Annotated in this window: 5 protein-coding genes and 1 pseudogene; all 6 read left to right on the forward strand. The window is 61.5% G+C overall.

Annotated elements, in window-relative coordinates:
* The first annotated feature begins 14 nt into the window (after positions 1-14).
* Positions 15-2,531 carry a translation initiation factor IF-2 gene (gene infB / locus RTI28_RS12085; RefSeq protein ID WP_316920657.1) on the forward strand — a complete coding sequence of 839 codons (2,517 nt, stop codon included), beginning with the start codon at positions 15-17 and terminating at the stop codon, positions 2,529-2,531.
* A gap of 113 nt (positions 2,532-2,644) precedes the next feature.
* The gene (rbfA, locus tag RTI28_RS12090) at positions 2,645-3,046 is read left to right on the forward strand and encodes a 30S ribosome-binding factor RbfA (RefSeq protein ID WP_042125740.1); all 402 of its coding nucleotides are present in this window, start codon (positions 2,645-2,647) and stop codon (positions 3,044-3,046) included.
* Positions 3,047-3,049: 3 nt separating this feature from the next.
* On the forward strand, positions 3,050-3,967 hold the full coding sequence (gene truB, locus RTI28_RS12095) for a tRNA pseudouridine(55) synthase TruB (protein WP_316920658.1): 918 nt from the start codon (positions 3,050-3,052) through the stop codon (positions 3,965-3,967).
* 151 nt (positions 3,968-4,118) lie between these two features.
* Positions 4,119-4,388: a 30S ribosomal protein S15 gene (rpsO, locus tag RTI28_RS12100; protein ID WP_009404303.1), complete on the forward strand. Its 270-nt coding sequence runs from the start codon at positions 4,119-4,121 to the stop codon at positions 4,386-4,388.
* A 251-nt stretch (positions 4,389-4,639) separates the two neighbouring features.
* The gene (gene pnp / locus RTI28_RS12105; RefSeq protein ID WP_316920659.1) at positions 4,640-6,745 is read left to right on the forward strand and encodes a polyribonucleotide nucleotidyltransferase; all 2,106 of its coding nucleotides are present in this window, start codon (positions 4,640-4,642) and stop codon (positions 6,743-6,745) included.
* 116 nt (positions 6,746-6,861) lie between these two features.
* Positions 6,862-7,330 (forward strand): annotated as a pseudogene (locus RTI28_RS12110) (transposase); the annotation flags it as partial.

Here is a 7,330-nt window from a genome sequence, read left to right on the forward strand (position 1 = left end):
GAGGAGAGAAGTGCATGACGCAAGTCACGGTGAAAGAACTGGCCCAAGAGGTCGCTGCACCGGTAGAGCGCCTGCTGCAGCAGATGCGTGAGGCAGGTCTGCCGCACACCGACGCCGGTCAGCTGGTGAGCGATAGTGAAAAGCAGGCTCTGCTGACCCATTTGAAGAGCAGCCACAAGGCGAAAGTGGAAGAACCGCGCAAGATCACCTTGCAGCGCAAGACCACCAGCACCCTGCGTGTTGCCGGCAGCAAGAGCATCAGCGTAGAAGTACGCAAGAAGAAGGTTTTCGTCCAGCGCAGCCCTGAAGAGATTCAGGCTGAGCAGAAGCGTGAGCTGGAAGAGCGTCGCGCGGTCGAAAACGCCGCGCGCGAGAAGAGCGAAGCCGAAGCGCGTCAGCGCGCCGAGGAAGAGTCGCGTCGTCAGGCTGCCGCCGAGAAGGCCAGCGCCCCCGCCGCGCCGGTTGCCCAGCCAGCTGCCCCGGCTCCGGCTCCGGCTGCCGTGGAGGCCGCTGCGGCGCCTGCTCCGGTTGCCGAGCGCAAGAAGGACGACGCCCGTCGCAACGATCGTGCCCGTGACGACGAACGTCGCGGTGGCGAGCGTCGCAACGAAGCGCCTCGTGTCTCAGTGAAGGTCAAGGAGAAAGAGAAAGCTCCGACCCCGCGTGCCGCTCCACGTACCACCGACGAAGAAAGCGATGGCTTCCGTCGTGGCGGTCGTGGCAAGTCCAAGCCGAAGAAGCGCAACGCCCACGGTTTCCAGAACCCGACCGGTCCGGTTATCCGCGACGTGACCATCGGCGAGACCATTACCGTTTCCGAGCTGGCGCAACAGATGTCGGTCAAGGCCGCTGAAGTCGTCAAGTTCATGTTCAAGCTGGGCACTCCGGTGACCATCAACCAGGTGCTCGACCAGGAGACCGCTCAGCTGGTCGCCGAAGAGCTGGGTCACAAGGTCACCCTGATCAGCGACACCGCCCTGGAAGACTCCCTGGCCGAATCGCTGAAGTTTGAAGGCGAGAGCGTATCCCGTGCGCCGGTGGTGACCGTCATGGGTCACGTCGACCACGGCAAGACCTCGCTGCTCGACTACATCCGTCGTGCCAAGGTTGCTGCTGGCGAAGCCGGTGGTATCACCCAGCACATCGGTGCCTACCACGTGGAAACCGACCGCGGCATGGTCACCTTCCTCGATACCCCGGGTCACGCTGCGTTTACCGCGATGCGTGCCCGTGGTGCCAAGGCCACCGACATCGTGATCCTGGTGGTTGCGGCGGACGACGGCGTGATGCCACAGACCGTCGAAGCCGTCCAGCACGCCCAGGCTGCTGGCGTGCCGCTAGTGGTCGCGGTGAACAAGATCGACAAGCCGGGTGCCGATCTCGATCGCATCCGTAACGAACTGTCGGTCCACGGCGTGACCTCCGAGGACTGGGGTGGCGACACTCCATTCGTCAAGGTTTCGGCGAAGATGGGTACCGGTGTCGACGAGTTGCTCGAAGCGGTTCTGCTGCAGGCCGAGATCCTCGAGCTGAAGGCGATGCCGACCGCTCCTGGTCGTGGCGTCGTGGTCGAGTCGCGTCTGGACAAGGGCCGCGGCCCGGTGGCTACCGTACTGGTTCAGGACGGTACCCTGCGTCAGGGCGACATGGTCCTCTGCGGTTCCAACTATGGCCGCGTCCGCGCCATGCTCGACGAGAACGGCAAGCCTGTGAAGGAAGCCGGTCCGTCGATCCCGGTCGAGATCCTCGGCCTGGATGGCACTCCGGATGCGGGTGACGAGCTGAGCGTTGTCGCCGACGAGAAGAAGGCGCGTGAAGTCGCCCTGTTCCGTCAAGGCAAGTTCCGCGAAGTCAAACTGGCTCGCGCGCATGCCGGCAAGCTGGAAAACATCTTCGAAAGCATGGGCCAGGAAGAGAAGAAGACCCTCAACATCGTCCTCAAGGCCGACGTGCGTGGTTCTCTCGAAGCGCTGCAAGGCTCCCTGGGTGGCCTGGGCAACGACGAAGTACAGGTTCGCGTGGTCGCCGGCGGTGTCGGTGGTATCACCGAGAGCGACGCCAACCTGGCGCTGGCTTCGAATGCGGTCCTGTTCGGCTTCAACGTGCGTGCCGATGCCGGTGCGCGCAAGATCGTCGAGCAGGAAGGTCTGGATATGCGTTACTACAACGTGATCTACGACATCATCGAAGACGTCAAGAAGGCCCTGACCGGTATGCTCGGCAGCGATGTTCGCGAGAACATCCTGGGTATCGCCGAAGTGCGTGATGTGTTCCGTTCGCCGAAGTTCGGCGCCATCGCCGGTTGCATGGTCGTGGAAGGTACGGTCTACCGTAACCGTCCGATCCGTGTACTGCGCGAAGACGTGGTGATCTTCGAGGGCGAGCTGGAGTCGCTGCGTCGCTTCAAGGACGACGCCTCCGAAGTCCGCAACGGCATGGAGTGCGGTATTGGCGTGAAGAGCTACAACGACGTCAAGATCGGCGACAAGATCGAGGTCTTCGAGAAAGTCCAAGTGGCTCGCACGCTCTGATCCGCGAGCTTGGAAGCGACACTGGGGTATTCCGGCAGTCGCTCTGAACGCAACGCCCGGTCCGGCTGAAAGCCTGGCCGGGCGTTTGCCGCTTTAGTTACAGGTAGCAAGACATGGCAAAAGAATATAGCCGTACCCAACGCATCGGCGATCAGATGCAGCGCGAGCTGGCCCAGCTGATCCGTCGTGAAGTGAAAGATCCGCGTGTCGGCCTGGTGACCATCACCGCCGTCGACGTCAGCCGCGATGTCGGCCATGCCAAGGTGTTCATCACCGTCATGGGCCAGGAAGGTGGCGACGAGATCCAGCAAAGCCTGAAAGTCCTCAACTCCGCAGCCGGTTTCCTGCGTATGCAGCTCGGTCGTGAAATGAAGCTGCGCAGCGTGCCGCAACTGCATTTCCACTACGACGAGAGCGTCAGCCGTGGTGCCCACCTGTCGGCGCTGATCGAGCGCGCCGTGGCCGAGGACAGCCTGCACCAGAGCGCCGACGCTCCGGACAGCGACAAGGAGTAACCGGTGGCCCAGGTCAAACGCATTCGCCGTGACGTCAGCGGCATCATCCTCCTCGACAAGCCATTGGGGTTCACCTCCAACGCCGCGTTGCAGAAGGTTCGCTGGCTGCTCAATGCCGAGAAGGCCGGACACACCGGCAGTCTCGACCCGCTGGCCAGTGGCGTTCTGCCGCTGTGCTTCGGCGAGGCCACCAAGTTCTCGCAGTACCTGCTCGATTCCGACAAGGGCTACGAGACCGTCATGCAACTGGGCCAGACCACCAGCACCGCGGACGCCGAAGGCGAGATCCTGCAGACCCGCGAAGTGACCGTTGGTCGTGCCGATATCGAAGCGGTTCTGCCACGTTTTCGTGGTGAAATCAGTCAGATACCGCCGATGTACTCGGCGCTCAAGCGTGATGGCCAGCCGCTGTACAAGCTCGCGCGTGCAGGGGAAGTAGTGGAGCGTGAAGCGCGTTCTGTTACTATTGGCCGCTTGGAACTGCTGGAGTGCGAAGGCACCCGGGTTCGCCTGTCGGTCGGTTGCAGCAAAGGCACCTACATCCGCACCCTGGTCGAGGATATCGGCGAGGCTCTGGGCTGTGGCGCCTACGTTGCCGAACTGCGCCGTACCCAGGCCGGACCGTTCGAGCTGGCCCAGACCGTGACGCTCGATGAGCTCGAGCAGGCTCACGCCGAAGGTGGCAACGAAGCGATCGATCGCTTCCTGATGCCGTCCGACAGCGGTCTGCAGGACTGGCCGCTGCTGCAGTTCTCCGAGCACAGTGCGTTCTACTGGTTGCATGGTCAGCCGGTACGTTCGCCGGACGCGCCGAAATTCGGCATGGTCCGTGTACAGGATCACAACGGTCGCTTCATCGGTATCGGTGAAGTGAGCGAAGACGGGCGCATCGCGCCGCGTCGACTGATTCGGTCGGAATGATCGAAACCGTCAGTCCCGGGCTTCGGCCCGTGGCGGGCGGATACGAGGGTGGCTGTCAACAGGCATGGTCACACCTCATTTCACTTAATACGGGGACTTGTCCCTGGCCTGTTGGAAACCCTCGGGTTTCCCTTGATTTGGAGATAGCCAGATGGCACTCAGCGTCGAAGAAAAAGCTCAGATCGTTGCCGACTACCAACAAGCCGCCGGTGACACCGGTAGCCCGGAAGTGCAGGTTGCCCTGCTGACCGCCAACATCAACAAGCTGCAAGGCCACTTCAAGGCCAACGGCAAGGACCACCACTCCCGTCGTGGTCTGATCCGCATGGTAAACCAGCGCCGCAAGCTGCTGGACTACCTGAAAGGTAAAGACACCACCCGTTACAGCGCCCTGATCGGTCGTCTGGGTCTGCGTCGCTAATAGCGGCCCGGCCAGTGGTGTGCACGGCGTGCTGCAGTCTTCAGCCGGGGGCTATGCTTCCACGGCTGACGAGCACGCCGCGCGTATCTATGAGGTTGGTTGTCTGTCTCGTCCAGCGGTTTACCGCGAGGGCAGGGCAGGCTCCCAACCTCTAGTTTTATCTGGACGGTCGATGGGGCCGATTCCCCATGCTGCCCAAGAATTCGCATGAAACCAGTTCCCCCAAGAGCAACTGAAGAAGGTAGGAAACCGTGAACCCGGTAATCAAGAAATTCCAGTTCGGTCAGTCGACCGTTACTCTCGAGACGGGCCGCATTGCCCGTCAAGCGTCCGGTGCCGTGCTGGTCACCGTCGACAATGACGTCACCGTGCTGGTCACCGTCGTCGGTGCCAAGCAGGCCGATCCGGGCAAGGGCTTCTTCCCGCTGTCCGTGCACTACCAGGAAAAGACCTACGCTGCCGGCAAGATCCCTGGCGGCTTCTTCAAGCGTGAAGGCCGTCCTTCCGAGAAAGAGACCCTGACCTCGCGCCTGATCGACCGTCCGATCCGTCCGCTGTTCCCCGAAGGCTTCATGAACGAAGTGCAGGTCGTCTGCACCGTCGTTTCCACCAGCAAGAAGACCGATCCGGACATCGCTGCGATGATCGGTACCTCGGCTGCCCTGGCCATCTCCGGCATTCCGTTCGAAGGCCCGATCGGCGCCGCCCGCGTTGCCTTCCACGAGAGCACCGGCTACCTGCTGAACCCGACCTACGAGCAACTGGCTGCTTCCAGCCTGGACATGGTCGTCGCCGGTACTTCCGACGCCGTGCTGATGGTTGAGTCCGAAGCCAAGGAACTGACCGAAGACCAGATGCTGGGCGCCGTACTGTTCGCCCACGACGAGTTCCAGGCCGTGATCCAGGCCGTCAAGGAATTCGCCGCCGAAGCCGCCAAGCCGACCTGGGACTGGAAAGCCGCCGCCGCCAACACCGAACTGCTGAATGCAGTCCGCGCCGAAGTCGGCGAAGCCGTTTCCCAGGCCTACACCATCACCGTCAAGGCTGACCGCTATGCGCGCCTGGGTGAGCTGCGTGAACTGGCGATCGCCAAGTTCTCCGGCGAGGAAGGCCAGCCTTCCGCGGGTGAAGTCAAAGACATCTTCGGCGAAATCGAATACCGCACCGTTCGCGAGAACATCGTCAACGGCAAGCCACGTATCGACGGCCGCGACACCAAGACCGTGCGTCCGCTGCGTGTCGAAGTCGGCGTGCTGCCGAAAACCCACGGTTCGTCGCTGTTCACCCGTGGCGAAACCCAGGCCCTGGTCGTCGCGACCCTGGGTACCGCGCGTGACGCACAGCTGCTGGACACCCTGGAAGGCGAGAAGAAAGACTCCTTCATGCTGCACTACAACTTCCCGCCGTTCTCGGTAGGCGAGTGTGGTCGCATGGGTGGTGCCGGTCGTCGTGAAATCGGTCACGGCCGCCTGGCTCGTCGCGCCGTTCAGGCCATGCTGCCAACCACCGACGAGTTCCCGTACACCGTTCGCGTGGTATCGGAAATCACCGAATCCAACGGTTCCAGCTCCATGGCTTCGGTCTGCGGTGCTTCCCTGGCCCTGATGGACGCCGGTGTGCCGATGAAGGCACCGGTTGCCGGTATCGCCATGGGTCTGGTCAAGGAAGGCGAGAAGTTCGCGATCCTGACCGACATCCTCGGTGACGAAGACCACCTGGGCGACATGGACTTCAAGGTAGCCGGTACCTCCAAAGGTGTTACCGCGCTGCAGATGGACATCAAGATCAACGGTATCACCGAAGAGATCATGGAAATCGCCCTGGGCCAGGCCCTGGAAGCGCGCCTGAACATCCTCGGCCAGATGAACCAGGTCATTTCGCAGTCCCGCAGCGAGCTGTCGGCCAACGCGCCGACCATGATCGCGATGAAGATCGACACCGACAAGATCCGTGACGTCATCGGCAAGGGCGGCGCCACCATCCGCGCCATCTGCGAAGAAACCAAGGCCTCGATCGACATCGAAGACGATGGCTCGATCAAGATCTTCGGCGAAACCAAGGAAGCCGCTGAAGCTGCTCGCCAGCGTATCCTGGGTATCACTGCCGAGGCCGAGATCGGCAAGATCTACGTCGGCAAGGTCGAGCGCATCGTCGACTTCGGTGCCTTCGTCAACATCCTGCCGGGCAAGGACGGTCTGGTGCACATCTCGATGCTGAGCGATTCGCGCGTCGAGAAAGTCACCGACGTACTGAAGGAAGGCCAGGAAGTCGAAGTACTGGTACTGGACGTGGACAACCGCGGCCGTATCAAGCTGTCGATCAAGGACGTTGCCGCAGCCAAGGCTTCGGGCGTCTGATTTCCAGCCCTCAGCGTTGAAAGAAAGGATCCTTCGCAGACTGTGTGAAAACCTAGCAATCTGCCCGGCCCTTTAAGAGAATGCTCCGTATCGAAAGATACGGAGCATTTTTCGTTATGGCCTACATACAAGGAGAGTCTCGCAGCCAGACCAGTCTGTTCCCGGTTTTTCGCTGGAGGAATTGATCCCTGAAGATCACCTCGTACGGGTCATCGACCTGTATGTCACCAAGCTGGATCTGGGTCAGCTCGGCTTTGAGAAAACTCAGCCCAAGGCCACCGGGCGCCCTGCGTACGACCCCGCCGATCAGCTCAAACTCTACCTCTATGGCTATTTTCAGCGCATACGTTCATCGCGGCGTCTGGAAGGAGTGCGTGTTTCCTATACGTGCAGACCGCCGTTGACGCAGAACACTGCCTGATTTTGCATCACGAGGTGACGCAAGAGGGTGATGATCGCAAGCAGCTTGAACCTATGGCTAAAGCCGCCAAGGCTGAGCTGGGGCAAGAAGCGCTGTCCGTGACAGCCGATATGGGCTATTCGAATGGCCAACAATTCCAGGCATGTGAGGAAGCCTCCATTACC

The sequence above is a fragment of the Pseudomonas sp. zfem002 genome, assembly GCF_032621685.1.
GTDB lineage: Bacteria > Pseudomonadota > Gammaproteobacteria > Pseudomonadales > Pseudomonadaceae > Aquipseudomonas > Aquipseudomonas japonica.